General features: G+C 47.7%; 19 protein-coding genes. 2 read left to right on the plus strand and 17 right to left on the minus strand.

Annotated features, from left to right (window positions below):
• Window positions 1-4: 4 nt before the first annotated feature.
• The 5 genes from recJ to SB724_RS08265 form a co-directional block, all read right to left on the minus strand.
• Window positions 5-2365: a single-stranded-DNA-specific exonuclease RecJ gene (gene recJ / locus SB724_RS08245; RefSeq protein WP_410570748.1), complete on the minus strand. Its 2361-nt coding sequence runs from the start codon at window positions 2363-2365 to the stop codon at window positions 5-7.
• Window positions 2366-2420: 55 nt separating this feature from the next.
• Window positions 2421-2747, minus strand: coding sequence for a LapA family protein (locus tag SB724_RS08250; protein ID WP_014418528.1), 327 nt, complete (start codon window positions 2745-2747; stop codon window positions 2421-2423).
• Window positions 2748-2810: 63 nt separating this feature from the next.
• Window positions 2811-3308: a cation:proton antiporter regulatory subunit gene (locus tag SB724_RS08255; RefSeq protein ID WP_101670095.1), complete on the minus strand. Its 498-nt coding sequence runs from the start codon at window positions 3306-3308 to the stop codon at window positions 2811-2813.
• 130 nt (window positions 3309-3438) lie between these two features.
• Window positions 3439-5658, minus strand: coding sequence for a protein translocase subunit SecDF (gene secDF / locus SB724_RS08260; RefSeq protein WP_410570750.1), 2220 nt, complete (start codon window positions 5656-5658; stop codon window positions 3439-3441).
• Window positions 5659-5694: 36 nt separating this feature from the next.
• On the minus strand, window positions 5695-5991 hold the full coding sequence (locus SB724_RS08265; protein ID WP_003152702.1) for a post-transcriptional regulator: 297 nt from the start codon (window positions 5989-5991) through the stop codon (window positions 5695-5697).
• A gap of 114 nt (window positions 5992-6105) precedes the next feature.
• Here SB724_RS08265 and spoVB point away from each other — a divergent pair, with 114 nt between their 5' ends.
• On the plus strand, window positions 6106-7662 hold the full coding sequence (gene spoVB, locus SB724_RS08270; protein WP_007408188.1) for a stage V sporulation protein B: 1557 nt from the start codon (window positions 6106-6108) through the stop codon (window positions 7660-7662).
• 7 nt (window positions 7663-7669) lie between these two features.
• Here spoVB and SB724_RS08275 read toward each other — a convergent pair whose 3' ends face one another.
• Window positions 7670-8326 carry a DUF421 domain-containing protein gene (locus SB724_RS08275; RefSeq protein ID WP_224182138.1) on the minus strand — a complete coding sequence of 219 codons (657 nt, stop codon included), beginning with the start codon at window positions 8324-8326 and terminating at the stop codon, window positions 7670-7672.
• A 166-nt stretch (window positions 8327-8492) separates the two neighbouring features.
• Here SB724_RS08275 and SB724_RS08280 point away from each other — a divergent pair, with 166 nt between their 5' ends.
• A complete protein-coding gene (locus SB724_RS08280; protein ID WP_003152697.1) occupies window positions 8493-8879 on the plus strand; it encodes a TIGR04086 family membrane protein in 387 nt (128 codons plus the stop codon).
• Between the two features lie 51 nt (window positions 8880-8930).
• Here the strand turns inward: SB724_RS08280 and yajC are convergent, their stop codons facing one another.
• The 11 genes from yajC to nadA form a co-directional block, all read right to left on the minus strand.
• Window positions 8931-9191 carry a preprotein translocase subunit YajC gene (gene yajC / locus SB724_RS08285; RefSeq protein ID WP_007408187.1) on the minus strand — a complete coding sequence of 87 codons (261 nt, stop codon included), beginning with the start codon at window positions 9189-9191 and terminating at the stop codon, window positions 8931-8933.
• Window positions 9192-9221: 30 nt separating this feature from the next.
• The gene (gene tgt / locus SB724_RS08290; RefSeq protein ID WP_014305500.1) at window positions 9222-10367 is read right to left on the minus strand and encodes a tRNA guanosine(34) transglycosylase Tgt; all 1146 of its coding nucleotides are present in this window, start codon (window positions 10365-10367) and stop codon (window positions 9222-9224) included.
• Between the two features lie 27 nt (window positions 10368-10394).
• Complete coding sequence (queA, locus tag SB724_RS08295; protein WP_003152692.1) at window positions 10395-11423, minus strand: tRNA preQ1(34) S-adenosylmethionine ribosyltransferase-isomerase QueA; 1029 nt, start codon at window positions 11421-11423, stop codon at window positions 10395-10397.
• A 25-nt stretch (window positions 11424-11448) separates the two neighbouring features.
• Window positions 11449-11649 carry a DUF2905 domain-containing protein gene (locus SB724_RS08300; RefSeq protein ID WP_003152687.1) on the minus strand — a complete coding sequence of 67 codons (201 nt, stop codon included), beginning with the start codon at window positions 11647-11649 and terminating at the stop codon, window positions 11449-11451.
• Window positions 11642-12646 carry a Holliday junction branch migration DNA helicase RuvB gene (gene ruvB / locus SB724_RS08305; protein ID WP_003152685.1) on the minus strand — a complete coding sequence of 335 codons (1005 nt, stop codon included), beginning with the start codon at window positions 12644-12646 and terminating at the stop codon, window positions 11642-11644. The genes SB724_RS08300 and ruvB overlap by 8 nt, the downstream gene beginning before the upstream one ends.
• A gap of 10 nt (window positions 12647-12656) precedes the next feature.
• Window positions 12657-13262: a Holliday junction branch migration protein RuvA gene (gene ruvA, locus SB724_RS08310; RefSeq protein ID WP_007612848.1), complete on the minus strand. Its 606-nt coding sequence runs from the start codon at window positions 13260-13262 to the stop codon at window positions 12657-12659.
• Between the two features lie 135 nt (window positions 13263-13397).
• Window positions 13398-13907, minus strand: coding sequence for a BofC C-terminal domain-containing protein (locus tag SB724_RS08315; RefSeq protein ID WP_410570754.1), 510 nt, complete (start codon window positions 13905-13907; stop codon window positions 13398-13400).
• 131 nt (window positions 13908-14038) lie between these two features.
• Window positions 14039-14158: a hypothetical protein gene (locus tag SB724_RS08320; protein WP_007612850.1), complete on the minus strand. Its 120-nt coding sequence runs from the start codon at window positions 14156-14158 to the stop codon at window positions 14039-14041.
• 131 nt (window positions 14159-14289) lie between these two features.
• Window positions 14290-14883, minus strand: coding sequence for a YhcN/YlaJ family sporulation lipoprotein (locus tag SB724_RS08325; RefSeq protein ID WP_014721606.1), 594 nt, complete (start codon window positions 14881-14883; stop codon window positions 14290-14292).
• 147 nt (window positions 14884-15030) lie between these two features.
• On the minus strand, window positions 15031-16221 hold the full coding sequence (gene safA / locus SB724_RS08330) for a spore coat assembly protein SafA (protein ID WP_410570756.1): 1191 nt from the start codon (window positions 16219-16221) through the stop codon (window positions 15031-15033).
• A 127-nt stretch (window positions 16222-16348) separates the two neighbouring features.
• Window positions 16349-17452 carry a quinolinate synthase NadA gene (nadA, locus tag SB724_RS08335; RefSeq protein WP_072589414.1) on the minus strand — a complete coding sequence of 368 codons (1104 nt, stop codon included), beginning with the start codon at window positions 17450-17452 and terminating at the stop codon, window positions 16349-16351.
• Window position 17453: the final 1 nt, after the last annotated feature.

The raw sequence follows: 17453 nt of genomic DNA on the forward strand, positions 1-17453 counted from the left end.
TGTTCTATGTCCTCCTCGTACTTTCATAAGCTTCTGAACCTTGGTTCATCAGCTTATTCAGCCATTCCTTCAGCTCATGGGCTGCGGAATAATTGAGCTTCTGGTCTAATTCCATCAGCTGCTGTTTTACCTGATAGGTTTGCGAATCTGCCAGGTCGCGTTTTTTCGCGCCGCTCACGACAGACAGCACACCATCTTCTATTTTAACAAAACCGAGATCAAAAAACACCTTTGTCATGAAATTGATTGTGTCAATTGACCATCCTCTGTGTCTCGCAAGCTCTGAACCATGCTTGCCGAAGTCAAAAGCGCCCCTTTTCAAGAGAAATGCGTAAAACCACTTGAAATCATTCCGCGATGGAAATGAGGACAGGAAATGTTCTTCATGATTGATAAAAACAAAATAAATCCGTTCCGGCTTCTTTCCGTCAAGCAAATGCTGCAGACGATCCGCTGACGGCGGCACATCCAGAAAAACGGCATATTTCCCGTCAAGCTGGAGAGCTTCCGCCTCGGATTCCGAAGTGATCCCGGCAAGCTCGCCCGACAGCTCTTTTTCACGGAGCTGATGAGCGGTTTTTTCGTTAAAGCTGATGAGCACCCGTTTTTCCTTCGGCAGCGCGGTGACCGTGTCTTCCCACGTCCGCTTGCCCCTGATATCAAAAAGCTGCCATTCCGGCACCGCAGCATCTTTAATCATCAGCTGGGGCTTCTTTCTGTTGTTCCATTCATTAATGGACATCTCGCCGACAATGGAAATCGTTGATCCGGGGACAACTCCGGCTTCAAGCTCTCCTTTGTTAAAGCCGACGCAGTCAAGGACGGCGGAATCACTTTTCACCGTCATTTTCACGTGGTTTTTATTCGCTCCGATCAGGCGCACATCATCAAGCACGGCATTTTTCACCATCACATGCGGTTTAGGGTTAAGCATGCCGAACGGCGACAGCATATTCAATTCTGTAATGCTTTCAACGGTTATGTCTTCAACGCCGCAGACAAGATCAACCTCCTGAACGGGAATAAAATCCTCTTCCGTAAGGGTTTCTTCAGCCATTTGATTCAGCCTGTCCCTTAATTCCGCCACATCTTCAGCCTTCAACGTCATTCCTGCCGCCATCGGATGCCCGCCAAAATGAGGAAGAATGTCTCTACACTGTGAAAGGCTCGTAAACAGGTTGAAGCCTCTGATGCTTCGCGCCGACCCTTTAGCGATTCCCTGCTCCTCATCTATCCCAAGCACAACAGCGGGCCGGTAAAAACGTTCAGCCAGCTTCGATGCGACAATACCGACGACTCCCGGATTCCAGCCGGCTTTTGCCACTACAATGGCAGACGGGTTTCCGCCTTGCTGCTGAACCATTTCAACAGCCTCTTCGGTCATGGTTTTCACCATTTTCTGCCGCTCTTTATTCAGCCGATCAATATCCGAAGCCAGTTCCTCCGCTTCAAACTGATCTTCAGTCATCAGCAGGTGCACGGCGGGATCGGCCTGTTCTATTCTTCCGACGGCATTGAGCCTCGGCGCGACCTGAAATCCGATCGTTTCCTCATCAGCTTGTCCGATATCTCCGCCGGAAAGCTTAATCAGAGCTTTGAGGCCCGGCCGATTTGTCGTCCTAAGCCTTTCGATTCCGAGTGACGCAATTAATCTGTTTTCATCATGAAGAGGCACCAGATCTGCAACCGTACCGATTGCCGCCAAGTCCAGCATAGCTTCCGGCAAAGAACCCGTAAGCGCGTGGGCAAGCTTAAACGCCACACCGACGCCGGCCAATTCTTTAAACGGATAGCCGCATCCCGGCTGCTTCGGGTGGATGATCGCAAATACGTCAGGAAGCTCGGGTCCCGGCTCATGGTGGTCGGTAATAATGACGTCTAAGCCCAGCTCTTTTGCGACTTCAGCTTCATGGACGGCGGCGACTCCCGTATCCACTGTAATGATCAGCGAAAATCCCCGCTCTTTTATGGAGCGGAAAGCTTGTTCATTCGGGCCGTAGCCTTCTGTGAAACGGTCGGGAATATAAAAGTCAACGTCCGCCGACAGCTGTCTGAGTGCCGTCAGCATCACCGACGTGCTTGTAACGCCGTCTGCATCGTAATCTCCGTAAATCATAATCGGTTCCCCTTGAGAAACCGCCAGTTTTATCCGATCAACTGCTTCCCGCATTCCCTTTAATTCATACGGGTCATAAAAGTCTGCATCCTTTGTATGTAAAAACAGCCTTGCGCTTTCGGCAGTATCAAAACCTCTTTTTACAAGCAGTGATGCCACAAGAGGTGTTATGTCCAATTGTTCTGTGAGTGATTTGACTTTTTCCTGATCCGGCTGCTGGATTTCCCAGCGCATTTTTGACGCTAACATAAATTCACCCCTCAACCACCCTATTATACTAGAGCGGACTGAGGGGTTTCAAATGTTATTCTGATCCTTTTTTCTCTTCAAGCATTTCTTCCGGCGGCGCGGCTGTTTTTTGGCCGTCCGAATCAGCCGTCAATTCACCTGCGGATCTGTTTTCTTTCCGCAGCATTTTAATTTCGCGCTTCAGTTTCATCACTTGAAAGATACCGGCTGAAAACACGATCAGCGCTCCCATTAACACAGAGCCTAAAATGACTAAAATCAGCGGCCATTCAGCGGTTCCGAACAGATAATCAACCTCAACCGCCCGCACGTTAATGACAGCAAAGATGGCGACAATCAAAGTAAATAGTAAAGCGAATATAATAGTCCATTGTTTATTCATGCGTCTGCCCCCAATTGTTCATTCTTATCTTTTCCCCCATTTTCCCGGGAGTAAACCCCGGTCTCAGGAAATCCGCGCCGTTAACTGCTCGCGGACCAGCTTTTTCAGTCCGCTTCTTTCTCCCGATATGACGAGGGTGTCCCCTGCTTCAATTACGGTATCAATGCCGGGGCTCAGCTGTTTTTGCCGGTTTTTCTTTACGATCGCAATAATCTGGACGTTGTAATGTTTCTTGGTCTCCAAATCTCCGATTGTACGGCTGACAGCCGGTGCATGAGATTCGGCTTTAAACCACTCAATGACGAGGTCATCAAGCGCGACTTCCACAGATTCCAGCGCTTTCGGCTTATACGTCATCCCGCCTAAAATAGCGGAAATCTGCCTCGCCTCTTCGTCGTTAAATTCAACGGATGCCAAGCATTCGTCATGATCATTCTCATCGAAGTAATAGAGCTCTTTTCTGCCGTCATCATGAAGAATAATACTGATTTTATCGTGATTTTTCGTAATGACTTCTACTTTCTGGCCGATGCCCGGAAGCTCCGACTCACGAACGTTCATAAGAACCCTCCTACATGTTTTTACAATGATGATTGATTATGTAAGCGTATGTCATTATAGCAAATGCAGGTTTTAAGTTCAATGCGGCCTGAAAAAACAGGCTGCCTTCCGGAAGACAGCCTGTTTCCTTTTACTCTTCGATTGATTTTTTCCCTTTAAATTCTTTTCCTTTCCATACAAGCCACAGCTGCGCGGCGATGTAAAGAGAGGAATAAACGCCCGTCAATAAACCGACCAATAAGGCGACGGAGAAGTTTGTAATTGACGATGAGCCCAAAATGAGCAGCACGACGACAACAATCACAACGGTCAAGACCGTATTGATCGAACGTGTAAAGGTTTGCTGCAAGCTCAGATTCACGATATGTTCCAGATCGGCAAATGACTTCGGCTTACGTTTTTTCATCTGCTCACGTATCCGGTCAAATGTAACGATCGTATCATTTATCGAGTAACCGATTATGGTGAGAATAGCGGCGATAAAGGTGACATCGACCTCCAGCCTGGCAATGCTGAAAAACGCGATGATAAAGAAAGCGTCATACAGCAGGGATACAATTGCGGCGACAGCCATTCTGTACTCGAAACGGATTGACACGTAAATAATGATGCCGATTGATGCAATGGCGACAGCATATAAGGCATTACGGGCCAGTTCTTTTCCGACTGTCGGCGATACCGTGCTGACGTTCGGTTCAGATCCGTATTTGTCCTTAAAGTACGTTTTGATTTCAGCGATTTTTTCTTTAGATGGCTCTCCGACAAACCGGGCCGCGGCAACATGGTTCTCTTTACCAGAAAGCACGATGTTTTCCGGTTCCATGCCGAGAGAGTCAAAGTCTTTTTCCACCTGCTGCGCCGTCAATGCATGATTGCTCTGCACGTCAATCCGCGCACCGCTTGCAAAATCGATTCCCAGGTTAAGCTTAAAGACCAGTAAGATGATAATTCCCGCAATGGTTACAGCGCTTGAGAAAATAAAGAAATATTTTCGCTTGCTCGTGAAATTCCATTTCTGGAATGACGTATGCGGTTCAGTATTTTCGTCGGTCTTTTGAATGTCCATAATATGTTTTTTCTTGACGCCGAACCAGCCTTTTTTCCGGTCAAGCCATCTGCTTTCCACGAGAAGGGAGAGCAGGAATCTTGAAAGGAAGACAGCTGTAATAAAGCTTGTCAGAATTGACAAAATCAGCATCGTCGCAAACCCTTTTACAGAGCTTGTCCCGAAAATAAAGAGCACGACCGCTGCGATGATCGTTGTGATGTTCGCATCGAAAATCGTCGCGAATGACCGTCTGTTCCCTGAACGGAAAGCTGAGCGGACGGATTTGCCGAGTTTCAGTTCTTCTTTTATCCGTTCATAGGTGATGATGTTGGCGTCAACCGCCATCCCGACACCCAAAATGAGCGCCGCAATACCCGGAAGCGTCAGTACCGCCTGCATCCAGTCGAACACTTGAAGCGTAATATATACGTATACAGAAAGCGTAATTACCGCTATGAGTCCAGGCAGTCTGTAATAAAGCAGCATAAATAAGAAAACAATTGCAATACCGATGATGCCGGCCTCTACCGTATCATGCAAAGCCTGCTGTCCGAATTGCGCCCCTACTGAAGTAGAGTATTTTTCGGTCAGCTTCACAGGCAGCGCGCCCGCGTTTAAAATATTGGCCAAGTCCTTCGCTTTTTGAACGGTAAACTGGCCTTCAATCGTGACATCCTTCGTGTTTAATTCCTGGCTCACATTCGGAGCGGATACATATTTCGGATGTTTTTTGCCGACTTCTTTTTTAAATGAATCGCCTTTTTGGTAATCAAGCCAGATCACAAGCTGATTATTAGGAGCCATTTTCTTGACTTTTTTCGTCACTTCTCCGAACTTATCCGCATCCTTCAGCTTAACGCTGACAATCGGTTCGTTCGTCGTCGGATCAAAGGTTTGCTTCGCGCCGTTTTCCACGAGATCAGAGCCGTTTAACAGCTCTTTATCATTCGTATCCCTGAACGAGAGCTGCGCTTCCGTTGACAGAATTTCGCGCGCCCTGTTCTGATTCGTGACGCCCGCCAGCTGTACGCGGATGCGGTTATTTCCTTCAATCTGAATGTTCGGCTCGCTTACGCCGAGAACGTTAGCCCGGCGGTTCAGCGCCTGCACCGTGCTGACGAGCACGTCTTTTGTGATTTTATCGCCTTTTTTGACGGGCTGCACATCGTACAGAACTTCAAACCCGCCGCGTAAATCCAATCCTAACGTAATATTATTGGCAGCCGGTTTTGTAAAATACCCCAGCCCTGTGCCGATCAATAATACGATCAGGAAAAACGCAATCAAGCGTCCTTTTTTCATTATGTATTTCCTCCTTAAACCTATGCCGTCAAATCATTATCTCAGCAGTTCATCTAAAGCTTCCTGACCCTCATCGCTTTCCAGCCAATTAGACGACTTAAAAGCTTCAACGGTTGCATAGTTCATAAAATCGCCAATTTTAACTGATAAAATATTGCCGGCCAATTCATGCAGCGGCAGTTCCTTTTTCTGTTTCCACTTTTTATGTATTAAGTATGACCATAAACTCTCGTGCTCAACATCATCGTATCCGAGGATTTTGAACTCTTCAAGTTTACTGTACAAGAAAGGCCGCAAATGATCTTTGTACATTTCGGCGGGATGTTTCTCCACTGGGCGCTCGCTCCTTTTTCATTTTTCTCGAAGACTTGTCATGCTCGGACGACATCGGCGCATATCTTTATTGTATATGATTCCAGGTAGTTTGAGAAGGCAGGGGTTTATAAAATGGCAAAACAGACTTTTTTAAGGGGCACTCTTATTCTCATCGCAGCCGGGATGATTACGAGAATGCTCGGCTTTGTCAACCGGGTGGTTATCGCCCGGTTTATCGGTGAAGAAGGGGTCGGTTTATACATGATGGCTGCCCCGACATTTTTCTTGGCCACCACTTTGACTCAATTCGGCCTCCCCGTTGCCATCAGCAAACTTGTCGCTGAAGCAAGCGCGCGGGGGGACCGGCAGAAAATGAAACACATTTTAGTGATGTCGCTTACCGTCACCGGGATATTAAGTCTCATCTTCACGCCGCTGTTTTTATGCTTTGCGCCGATTATGTCCGAAACGATGCTGACGGATCAGCGCACGGTTTACCCGCTTCTGGCGATTACGCCTGTCGTACCGATTATCGCGATCTCCAGCGTGCTGCGCGGTTACTTTCAGGGAAGGCAGAATATGAACCCGCTGGCGTTTTCCCAAGTGCTTGAGCAGATCGTGCGGATTTCACTTGTCGCAGTCTGCACGACGGTGTTTCTGCCGTACGGGATTGAATATGCCGCAGCCGGAGCTATGATTTCGTCTGTCATCGGGGAGCTTGCCTCTCTTATTTATTTATTCATTTGTTTTAAAGCAAATAAAACAATCAGAATCAGAAAACAATTTTTCAAGTCGATTGCAAATGGAAAAGAAACCTTCCGCCAGCTGATGAGCGTGTCGCTCCCGACAACCGGAAGCCGCTTCATCGGAAATTTATCTTGGTTTTTTGAACCTATTGTCGTCGCGCAGAGCCTTGCGATTGCAGGAGTGGCCACCGCTGCCGCCACCAGCCAGTACGGGGAGCTGACCGGATTTGCCATGACGGTTTTGACGCTGCCCAGCTTTATAACCTATTCTCTGTCAACGGCGCTTGTTCCTGCGATTAGTGAAGGGATGGAGCAAAAAAAGCTGCAAGTTGTCGAATACCGTCTGGAACAGGCGATGAGGCTGTGTCTTTTAAGCGGAGGCATTTCGGTGGTTATTTTATTCTCTTTCGCTGATGAACTGATGTCCGTCATGTACGGATCAACTAATGCGGCGGTATTTGTTAAAGTGATGGCGCCGTTTTTTCTGCTTTACTATTTTCAGGGGCCCCTTCAGGCGGTGCTGCAGGCTCTCAATTTAGCCGGGGCCGCCATGATGAACAGTTTTATCGGCGCCGCTGTCAAAACCGGCCTAATTTTTGTTTTGGCGACCAGGCCTTCCTTGGGCATCATGGGCGCCGCACTTGCGATTGTAACGGGGATGGTCCTTGTCACCCTGCTGCATGCGGCCACCGTAAGCAAGGTGCTTCCGATCAGCATTAAAATAAAAGAATACGCGCTCTGTTTTGCCGTCATATTCATTTGCGGTTATGTCAGCCGCATCATCAAACACGCCGTTCATTTTTCAGGGTCAGAGGCTGTTAATCTCACAGGCTGGATTGCAATGACCGCGATTTTGTACATAGCGCTTCTTCTGTTATTCAGGCTGATTAAAAGGGAAGAGCTGATCCGGATTCCGGTCATCGGCAAGTTCGTGACGCGGTAAAACCCATTTATGGCTCCCCTTTTTCATCTTTAAGATCAATAAAAAAAGCGCCGTCCGTAAACGTGCAGAATGATATAACCGAAAGATCGCGATATCCTCTTTTTGCTAAATTTTTTTCGAGCCAGTGTTTATCTTTCCCGATTCTGTCCAGGTGCTCGTTCTGAATGACCCCGTCAACGATAAGCGATGTTTCCATCTGCTTATCCTTATTGTTTTTCTTTTTGACGATCGACAGTTTGCCTGAAGACTCCAAAATGGCGTATGACACGTCAGAGATTCTATCGATGTTATTTTCCCTCAGCTGCATAAGAAGATCGTCAAAATTGTAGCGTTGCGATCTCATCGCCCGTTCATCAATTTTTCCCTGTTTTATAATAATGGTGGGTTTGCCGTCAAGCAGCTGCCGTATTTTTTGGCTTTTGAGCGAAATAAAAGCAAGGCTTACTTGAATAATCATTAAAACGACAATCGGCACAATTGTATGCAAAAGCTTATCTTTTACATTTTCAATTGCCAATACGGCAATCTCGGCAATCATAATGGAGACGACAAGGTCTAAAATGCTCAGTTCTCCGATTTCCCGTTTTCCCATCAGTCTGAAAATCACAAGAATGATAAAATAAAGCACAATCGTACGAAACGTAATAACGAAAATATCTTCCATATCGCACCTCCAACGGTCATAGCATTTGCCATCGGCTCTGAATTATGTAAGAAACGGGCTGAACATCATGCATTTACGTCTAATTCGAACATTCAGAGAATACATTTAGAAAAAGACGGGCTCCGGCTTGTCATATATCAGGCCGCAGAGCGGAGAGGAGATAAAAATGGAAGAAACGAAACAAGTGGGAAGAGGCGTCTTGTACGGCTTAGTGGCTATCTTTGCGGTGATGCTTCTTACGAGTTTGGCGATTTCGCTTTTACTGACGGTTACCTCAATGGAAGAATCATCTTTCAGCTGGCTGATCACCGCGCTTTCCTTTCTTTCTTTATTTGCGGGCGGTTTTATATCGGGCGGCAAAGCGAAGGAAAAAGGCTGGATGATCGGAGCGTTAACCGCCGTCTGTTTTTCATTAATCATCTTGCTGTTTCAATATTTAGGGTTCGGAAAAACGTTTACATCCGGTCAGCTTTTGTTTCATCTCGGCTTTTTGGGAGTCAGCATGCTGGGCGGCATTTTCGGAGTGAATTTGAAAGGAAGCAGATCAGCGTAATAAAAAAAGAGCGGAGAATCCGCTCTTTTTTTGTATGTATGAGCTTCGCTGTTATTCAGCGGAAGCTTCTCTGATTGCGCGGCGGTCAAATGTTAAACGGGTGTTATCACCTGTTTTAATGACGACCTTGCTTTCATCAATTGAATCAACAGTGCCGTGCAATCCTCCGATTGTCACCACTGTATCCCCTTTTTTCAGCTCTTCCTGCATCTGGCGTACGGCCTTCTGCTGCTTTTGCTGCGGACGGATGAGCAGGAAATAAAGCACTGCAAACATTAAAATAATAGGAACGATTGTGCCTAAAGTACCCATCTGTTTCCCTCCTTTCAAGAATGGTTTTATTTAGAAGCTTTTCGCATTTGGCTTATTATAGCCGTAACGCTCAAAGAACTCTTCTCGGAAATCACCAAGACGATCCTCCCGGATGGCTTGTCTGACCTGCTCCATTAAGTGTAACAGAAAATGAAGGTTATGGTAAGTTGTTAATCGAATTCCAAACGTTTCATTACAGCGGATCAAATGTCTGATGTAAGCGCGGGAGTAATTTTGGCATGTATGGCAGCTGCACTCTTCGTCAATCGGACGGAAATCACGCTCATATTTGGCGTTTTTCATATTCAGACGCCCTTCATTCGTAAACACCGTGCCGTTTCGGGCAATCCGGGTCGGCAGTACGCAGTCAAACATATCCACGCCGCGGATGGCGCCGTCAATTAAGGCATCCGGTGAACCCACACCCATTAAATATCTCGGCTTGTCCTTCGGTAAAAGCGGAGTTGTAAACTCAAGCACTCGGTTCATGACGTGCTTCGGCTCGCCGACAGATAATCCGCCTATGGCATAACCCGGAAAATCAAGCGAAACCAAGTCTTTTGCACTTTGTGTCCGCAGATCTTCGTATTCTCCGCCCTGTACGATTCCGAACAGCCCCTGCTCATCTGAGCGCCCGTGCGCCTCCAGGCAGCGTTCCGCCCAGCGGCTGGTCCGTTCCACAGAGCGTTTCATGTAATCATACTCTGCCGGATACGGCGGACACTCATCAAACGCCATCATGATATCAGAGCCGAGGGCGTTTTGAATTTCCATCGCTTTTTCCGGAGATAAAAACAGCTTGTCTCCGTTTAAGTGATTGCGGAAATGAACGCCTTCTTCTTCTATATTACGAAACTTGCTCAATGAAAAGACCTGAAAACCGCCGGAATCCGTTAAAATCGCGCGGTCCCAGTTCATAAACTTATGAAGCCCGCCCGCTTCTTTTACAATGTCGTGTCCCGGGCGGAGCCATAAATGGTACGTGTTGCTTAAAATAATGCCCGCATCCATAGATTTCAGCTCGTCCGGAGACATCGTCTTTACCGTAGCAAGCGTGCCGACCGGCATAAATACAGGCGTCTCAAAGGAGCCGTGGGGCGTATGGACTCTGCCCAGGCGCGCTCCCGTTTGTTTGCATTCCTTTATAAATTCATAACGTATCGGTTGTTCAGCCACTTTGTATGAGGCCTCCTGTCATTCAAATTAGATAATCAGCATGGCGTCGCCAAAGCTGAAGAAACGATATTCCTCTTCTACCGCATGACGGTAGGCGGAAAGAACATGCTCTCTGCCGGCAAGCGCAGAAACGAGCATAATAAGCGAAGATTTCGGCAGATGAAAATTGGTGATCATGCCGTCAATCGCTTTAAATTCATATCCCGGATAAATGAAGATGGACGTCCAGCCGCTTGAAGCTGTAAATACGCCGTCATGCTCGCCGGCAATGGTTTCCAGGGTACGCGTTGATGTCGTCCCGACCGACACAATGCGCCCACCCGCCTTTCTGACCTCGTTTAAAGAGGCGGCGGTTTCTTCCGTCATTTCATAAAATTCCGCGTGCATGTTATGCTCTTCCACATCATCCGCACTGACCGGGCGGAATGTGCCGAGTCCCACATGAAGTGTGATAAATTCAATCCGCACACCCTTTTGCTTCAGCTCGTCCAGAATCTCTTCCGTAAAATGAAGTCCGGCCGTCGGAGCTGCGGCAGATCCGATTTCTTTTGAAAAGACGGTCTGATACCGTTCTTTATCATCAAGCTGCTCTTTAATATAAGGAGGCAGCGGCATTTCACCGAGTGATTCAAGCACTTCGTAAAAAATCCCGTCATACCGGAATTCTATTTTTCTGCCTCCGTGATCAAGCTCCTCTGTGCAGACCGCTGTCAGCCGGCCGTCGCCAAATGTCAGGACCGTTCCTTTTTTTACGCGTTTCGCCGGCTTTACGAGCGTTTCCCATGTATCATTTTCTTCCTGTTTTAATAACAGAAGCTCCACTTTCGCTCCCGTATCTTCTTTTGTGCCGAATAATCTTGCAGGCAGCACACGGGTATTGTTCAAGACGAGGCAATCCCCTTCATTAAAAAAGCTTACAATCTCTTTAAATGAACTGTCCGTCAGCCCGCCCGTCTGTTTGTCGAGCACCATCAGCCGCGATGCGTCACGCTCTTTCAGCGGCACTTGGGCAATGAGGCGTTCAGGCAGTTCAAAATCAAATAAATCGACTTTCATCATTTCACCTTAATTCTGTCTATTGTTATTTCATTCTGCCGAAAAAATTAAGCAGAATGGATAGTATCACACTGATCACAATACAAGTGACAACGGGAAAGAAAAATGTAACATTTCCCTTCTTAACGAAAATATCTCCGGGCAGCCTTCCGACAAAGTGCCAGACTGCGCCGGCAATAAGCAAAACGGCACCGAGAACCATGAGAACCTTCGGAAAGTCAGTCACGGGCGGGCGCCTCCAATCGAAAATGTTCATACACAGCGGGAGTCACGACCCGTCCCCTCGGCGTCCTCTGGAGAAATCCGATCTGCAGCAGATACGGTTCGTACACATCCTCTATTGTATGCGGTTCTTCGCCGATTGTCGCGGAAATCGTATCAAGGCCGACGGGACCGCCGCTGAATTTTTCGATCATGCCCATCAGCAGCTTATGGTCGATATGATCGAGGCCGAGCGCATCGACTTGAAGACGTTCGAGCGCGTCGTGAGCGATTTCTTCCGTGATGCGGCTGTCGCCGAGCACCTGGGCAAAATCTCTCACCCTTCTGAGAAGCCGGTTTGCAACCCGAGGCGTTCCCCTTGACCGTCTGGCGATTTCCAGAGCCGGAGCTTCTTCGATATCCACTTCAAAAACGTCAGCCGTTCTTGACACGATATCTGTCAGCTCTTCCTGCGTATAGTATTCAAGGCGCGACAGCACCCCGAACCGGTCTCTGAGCGGTGCGGTCAATAATCCGACCCTTGTCGTCGCTCCTACAAGCGTAAAAGGGGGAAGGTCGAGACGGACGGAGCGGGCGGACGGGCCTTTTCCAATGACGATATCAAGGCAGAAATCCTCCATCGCCGGGTACAGCACTTCCTCAATTGAGCGGTTCAGCCTGTGAATTTCGTCAATAAACAGCACATCCCCTGGTTCGAGCGCCGTCAAAATGGCTGCCAAATCTCCCGGTCTTTCGATGGCGGGACCTGACGTCGTCCGCATCTCCACACCCATCTCATTGGCCACGATAGACGCAAGCGTTGTTTTCCCGAGACCCGGAGGCCCGTATAAAAGAACGTGGTCCAGCGTTTCCTGCCTCATTTTCGCCGCATCGATAAACACGCGCAGATTTTCTTTCACCTTCTTTTGGCCGATGTACTGGGCAAGATTCTGCGGCCTGAGGCTTTGCTCGATTATTGATTCATGGCTGTCTGCTTCACTTGAAACGAGCCGTTCATCCATGAACATCACCTTACTTTAATAATTTTTGCAATGCTTTTTTCACATATTGATCTGTTGAAAGCGACGTTTCCTCTTTTAAGTGAGGAAGCACTTTTTTAATTTCTTTTTCGGCGTAGCCGAGAACCCGGAGCGCTTCAAGCGCCTCGTCAAGCGCCGTTTCAGCCTCTTGTTTTTCAATGCGCGCTTCATGATTGAACAGGTTGTCAATCATTTCAGGCACGACGTCGGCCAGTTTGCCTTTCAAATCAAGAATAATCTGCCGCGCCGTTTTTTTGCCCACACCCGGAAATTTCACCAAAAAGGCTTCATCTTCCTGTTCGATCGCTTCGATGACGGCTCCGGGATCACCGGAACCGAGGATGGCGAGGGCCCCTTTAGGCCCGATGCCGGTGACGTTCAGCAGCTTTGTGAAAAGCGCTTTTTCTTCCCGGGTTGAAAAACCGTACAAAGAAAAGGCGTCTTCTTTTATATGATGATACGTAAAAATGGTCTCTTGATTGCTTACCTTATAAATAAACGGATTCGGAGTGAAGACCTGATAGCCGATTCCGCCGTTTTCAATCACGATGTATTGGGGAGATACGTAATCAATCGTCCCCTTCACGAATTCAATCACACCTATTCACCTCTTTGACTGCTTATCATTGTAACACAAAAACAGCCAAAGTCTTATAGAAAAGTTAACGTATGTTCGCTTTGACACCTTCCATTCAGAAAAAAAAAGACATGTGTCACATGTCTTGCGTCAAAGTCAGCCGCTGTAAGTCTTAATATGATCGATCACGCTCTCAAACTCCGCTTTTGTCCTGTACGGTATGCCGTGTTCCAAGTGCTTTTGCAATCGGCTTTCCAGCCTTCCTATATCAATCTGGAAGAAAGACTGAATCGGCTCAGCCAGCGATCCGGGACAGCCGTGAAAAGTGGAGATGACGCCTCCGTCCGTGACACCGATATAACCGTTAACCTTACTGAGCGGAGAAATGTCATCAACATGCTTACGGAAAAGGACGAAGCCTTTTTTCTGCTCAACGAGCGTCCAGCCGGCGTATGCGGCCCAAAAATCCTCCATCGCTAAAACGGTTTCATCCGTATGTTCAATGCCGACATCACCGTCAAGATAGACCTTTTCCAGCTGGACATGCACCCGAAGCGGCCCGTAATGCTCAACCTCCGCCCCGTATGCGCCTTTTCCTCCGCAAATCAGGACCGCAGCTGATAAGATAAGCATAAACAATAGACGAGCACCGCAAATTCGTTTCACCAATAACACCTCTTTATTCAATCAAACTCTTGATGCTAGTTTGACCAAAGATGCCGATGCTTAATCGTTTTCTTTCATTTGTCTGTTCCAGCCGAAAAAAAGCAGCCTCTATATGAGGGCTGCCTCGATGATTATGCCCGGCCGGCTGAAATCAGTTTCATTTGTCCGGGCGTCAGTTTGAGCCGGTATCCCCTTACGGTCAGATACACAGTTTTTGCTCCGCGGCTTTTGTCATGCTCCGTTTTTTTCATCCCGGCCCTCCGTTACGTTTTATTACCTTTATGTTAACACCGCAATATAAAGAGCGTTTTAAGAATATGTAAAGAAATGATGAAGCACTATCCATAAAAATACTGCCGGATGAAATCATCCGGCAGTCCGTTTAACGGCTGTTTCTGTTCATGTCTTGCAGCTTTGTAAAAGTAGCGTTGTCGGTAAACACTTGAATTGTACGGCCGTCCGCGAACTTTTTGGCCGCATGTTTGACATGTTTATCATCATTTTTCGTAAAAGGATGATTTGTTCTGACGGCAATGACGACTCTCGTGTCAGTCACGATGACCTGACTATCCTGTACGCCTTTTACTTTTTTCACGCGATTTGCAACTTTTGCCGCCAACCTGATGTTTTCGGCGTTGTCATACCCATTATAAGACATTGCTGCCGGCGGCGTATTGACATTTCGGCCGTTATATGTGCCGTCCGTCGTTAACGGAACCCCGTCATTAGGCGCGTACTGGTCGGACACGTTTGTCGTATTATGACGGCCGTTTCGGTTTTCCATCATTTCAGAAACGGGTCCTTGATGGTCCATTCCGTACTGGCCTCTGCCGTTACCATTATCATTCGAATAATATCCGACCGGACGTGTTGACTGATTGTAGCGTCCGTCATTCATGGCATTATTTGCTCCGCATGCCGTTAAGCTTGCCGTCACGGCTAAAACGCCCGCGATCGTCATCAGTTTTTTACCCAATGGAAAAACCCCCCGTGGATTCATCGCTGTTTGAGCGTTTTCCGCTCATGTTTAGGATGTGCGGCGGGCGGCGGGTTTAAGCTTGTCAGTTATGTCCATTCCTCAGTTGGACATAAAAAAAGGAACGACATACATCGTCCCGAAACATTAATCTTCTTCTTCCTCCGGCCGTCCGAATACTTGATTTGGACTCGGCTGATTCGGCGCGACATTAGGATTTGCTCCGCCGTAAGGCATAAAATGTCCTGCGTTTGCACCCATATTCGGATACGGCTGCACAGGCATATTTGCGTGATGGTGATGTGAACCGTGGTGGTGATGATGGTGATGATGTGAATCATGGCAGCCGCAATCATCATCCTTATATTTTCCATCATGATGAGGTGCGTTTGCGTAATGTGACGAATATCCGCCGTAATACGGCATTTGACCGTAAGGAGCACCGCCGAAACCAGATGCAGAACCATCATAATGCTCTGCATTTTCATGGGCCTGGTTTTCATATTCACCGTAACCCGCTTGCGGCCCAAATCCCGGATGATGGAATCCGTACGGTAACGGCATCGGCATGACCGGAAAGCCTCCGAAACCTCCTCCAAAACCGCCGAAACCTCCGCCTACCGGGAAGCAAGGGTGGCATAATCCAGAACCCGGCAGCATCGGTGTCACCGGAACCGGACAAGGACAAGGCATGCACGGCATCGGGTAATGCATAAAAGGCGGTTCAACGGCCGGCATATTCGGAAACGGGACATTCGGAATGTTTGGCATATTCGGCAGATGATAAGCGGCGTTTTCTTCTTCCATCTTTCCGGCTTCAGGCGCCTTTGGCATATTCGGGTAATTCGCGTTTTCCATGTTGATCATTTCCTCCTGTTGTGGAATGTTATTGTCATGCTCTTTTTCTTTCGGCTCGACAAAATGTGTCACCGGTTCCTCCGGCTTAGGAGGCGACCACGGCTGAAACAGCTGATTGGACGGGTAATATTGGTTCATATCAGCTTCCGGCAGCACATTTTCATGCTTTTCAGAGATTGGCGGCACATACGGAATTGACGGCTTTGGTTCTTCCGGTATGGTGTCTTCAATGTCCACAACTGATTTCGGTTTTTCTTTGGCATATGGATGCTCATGCTTATGCGCAGACGTTCCGAAGCCGGCCTTAGGTTCTTTCCTGACCGGAACGGCTTCTGAAGGCACCTTTATCTTCATTCCAGGCATAATTAAGTCTGGATTGCTAAGCTGATGATTCAGTTTTTTTAGCTCTTCAAGATCAACTCCGTATTTTTCAGCTATTTTCCAGAGCGAATCGCCTTTTTGAACGATATGAATTTTCAACGTTTTCCCCTCCTATGCACAAAACGTGAACGGTACATTTGTCATTACAATACGTTTCTTCACACTATATGCCGGTGGACTGGGCATGATGATAAAAAATTTTGGGAAGGAGGGGAATTTTTTATAATTACGTATGACTCAACATTCTGTTCAAAGCACGAAGCGCTTCTTCCCGAACCGCTTCCGGAACTTTAATGACACCCTTCGGCTCGCCTTTTTCAAGCTGCTCAAGCGACCACAATAAATGCGGCAGGTCGATTCTGTTCATTGTCAGACACGGACACATATCGGGATTCAATGATTCAATCTGTTTATCCGGATGCGATTGAATGAGGCGCTGAACAAGATTCATTTCCGTGCCGATCGCCCATTTGCTTCCCGGTTCAGCCTGTTCGATCGTATCAATAATGTATTTGGTAGACCCGCTGTCGTCACTGAGCGAGACCACTTCCCGCGAACATTCCGGATGAACAATAATGCGGATGCCGGAATCCCGCTGCCGCAGCTGAGAAATATTTTCCGCTGTAAACTTTTCGTGTACGGAGCAATGCCCTTTCCAAAGGATAACCTTAATGTTTTCCGGATGGTCAGTAAGCAATCGGTTCTGCACCGGGTCCCATACAGCCATTTCTGTCAGCGGAATGCCGAGGTCATAGGCCGTATTTCTGCCTAAATGCTGATCCGGTAAAAATAAAATTCTCTCTTTTTGTTTAAAAGCCCATTTCAGCACACTCCGGGCATTCGAAGAGGTGACGGTCGCTCCCCCGTGCCGTCCGACGAATGCTTTAATTTCCGCCGTCGAGTTAACATATGTTAACGGAATGATGGTGTTACCGTACAGTTCTTGAAGCTCTTGCCATGCTTTGTCCGTCTGCTGAATATCTGCCATATCAGCCATCGAGCATCCGGCGCGCATGTCGGGCAAAATGACGGTTTGGTTATCATCAGTCAGCATATCAGCGGTTTCCGCCATAAAATGCACGCCGCAAAACACAATATATTCCGCCTCTTTATTTTTTTCTGCCACTTGAGCAAGCTGCAGGGAGTCACCTGCCGTATCGGCGAATTGTATTACTTCGTCTTTTTGATAGTGATGCCCCGGAATGAACAGACGCTTTCCGAAAGCCCGTTTAATGGCGGCGACCCGCTTTTCCATTTCTCCGGTGCTCATGTCTTTATAATGGCTCGGCATCATTTCGGCTGATGCAGTTAGCACGTCAAAAATAGACATC

Source organism: Bacillus sp. SIMBA_031 (assembly GCF_046535225.1).
Lineage (GTDB): Bacteria > Bacillota > Bacilli > Bacillales > Bacillaceae > Bacillus > Bacillus velezensis.

Coding starts and splice junctions, on each gene's coding strand:
- ruvB (WP_003152685.1), bottom strand. CDS start 12,646: ATGGATGAACGGCTCGTTTCAAGTGAAGCAGACAGCCATGAATCAATA.
- spoVB (WP_007408188.1), top strand. CDS start 6,106: ATGGCAAAACAGACTTTTTTAAGGGGCACTCTTATTCTCATCGCAGCC.
- SB724_RS08255 (WP_101670095.1), bottom strand. CDS start 3,308: ATGAACGTTCGTGAGTCGGAGCTTCCGGGCATCGGCCAGAAAGTAGAA.
- queA (WP_003152692.1), bottom strand. CDS start 11,423: ATGAAAGTCGATTTATTTGATTTTGAACTGCCTGAACGCCTCATTGCC.
- SB724_RS08320 (WP_007612850.1), bottom strand. CDS start 14,158: ATGAAAAAAACGGAGCATGACAAAAGCCGCGGAGCAAAAACTGTGTAT.
- SB724_RS08250 (WP_014418528.1), bottom strand. CDS start 2,747: ATGAATAAACAATGGACTATTATATTCGCTTTACTATTTACTTTGATT.
- SB724_RS08275 (WP_224182138.1), bottom strand. CDS start 8,326: ATGGAAGATATTTTCGTTATTACGTTTCGTACGATTGTGCTTTATTTT.
- yajC (WP_007408187.1), bottom strand. CDS start 9,191: ATGGGTACTTTAGGCACAATCGTTCCTATTATTTTAATGTTTGCAGTG.
- nadA (WP_072589414.1), bottom strand. CDS start 17,452: ATGTCTATTTTTGACGTGCTAACTGCATCAGCCGAAATGATGCCGAGC.
- recJ (WP_410570748.1), bottom strand. CDS start 2,365: ATGTTAGCGTCAAAAATGCGCTGGGAAATCCAGCAGCCGGATCAGGAA.
- SB724_RS08280 (WP_003152697.1), top strand. CDS start 8,493: ATGGAAGAAACGAAACAAGTGGGAAGAGGCGTCTTGTACGGCTTAGTG.
- secDF (WP_410570750.1), bottom strand. CDS start 5,658: ATGAAAAAAGGACGCTTGATTGCGTTTTTCCTGATCGTATTATTGATC.